Source organism: Photorhabdus bodei (genome assembly GCF_003287735.1).
Classification (GTDB): Bacteria; Pseudomonadota; Gammaproteobacteria; order Enterobacterales; family Enterobacteriaceae; genus Photorhabdus; species Photorhabdus kayaii.
The window spans coordinates 1-782 of record NZ_NSCM01000143.1 but is presented as its reverse complement, the minus strand read 5'-3'; the positions used below and the strand labels follow the sequence as shown (position 1 = coordinate 782).

Sequence of the window (782 nt, the reverse complement as noted above, 5' to 3'; positions counted from 1 at the left end):
TCTGTTTCAGGTTCAATTGGCGCTTTAACCTTAAAAAAACATTCGAACAGCTTATTTATTCATGTATCCGGGCAGCACCTATACCTGAGTATTTACTCAAGCTAGCTGAGATTCGATGGTAATCAGGATAGTTTATACAGATCAGATAATAGAGAAAATTATTAATAAAAACAAAGATTATAAAGCATTTATTCTCTATTTTTTAGATCATGGATTACAACGTTTAGATAAAAACGGTGACATCCGTCATAACCACGGAGTTAGTCATCCTCGAAAAGAGGCTTATAATATCCCCTTATTTATCTGGTATAACGATAATGTTAATCCAAGATATCGTCATACTGGTGTAATAAATACCCCTTTCTCAACTTCAGATAATTATTACCTTATCAGTGATTGGCTAGGTATTTATCATAAATCTCCAGAATACTGCCGTTCACCATTAAGCAATTGTTTCAAATCACAGAAAGAGCTAACGGTGATCGATGATAATAAAACTTAATATACCCGTTATCTTTCAAGTTGCCTCTTTGTTGGCTGCACTCACTCATCCCGGTCATATCGTTCGCTATGCCGTCGCGGTGCATCTTGAAATCCATAGGATATCCCTTAAAACGCAAAAACCCCCAGCTCTCGCTGAGGGTTTCTACTGTATTTAAAGCCTGGCAGTTCCCTACTCTCACATGGGGAGACCCCACACTACCATCGGCGCTACGGCGTTTCACTGCTGAGTTCGGCATGGGGTCAGGTGGGACCGCCGCGCTATCGCCGCCAGGCATATT

At 40.4% G+C, this 782-nt stretch carries 1 protein-coding gene, 1 rRNA gene and 1 pseudogene; 2 read left to right on the top strand and 1 reads right to left on the bottom strand.

Features of this window, described 5'->3' with window-relative positions:
- Positions 1-122, top strand: a pseudogene (locus tag CKY02_RS26075) (IS1595 family transposase); the annotation flags it as partial.
- Positions 116-502 (top strand): sulfatase-like hydrolase/transferase, encoded by a 387-nt coding sequence (locus CKY02_RS23145; RefSeq protein ID WP_112897019.1) that lies wholly within the window; start codon positions 116-118, stop codon positions 500-502. The pseudogene CKY02_RS26075 and the gene CKY02_RS23145, both read left to right, overlap by 7 nt.
- 158 nt (positions 503-660) lie before the next feature.
- Here the strand turns inward: CKY02_RS23145 and rrf are convergent.
- A 5S ribosomal RNA gene (gene rrf / locus CKY02_RS23140) occupies positions 661-776 on the bottom strand.
- Positions 777-782: the final 6 nt, after the last annotated feature.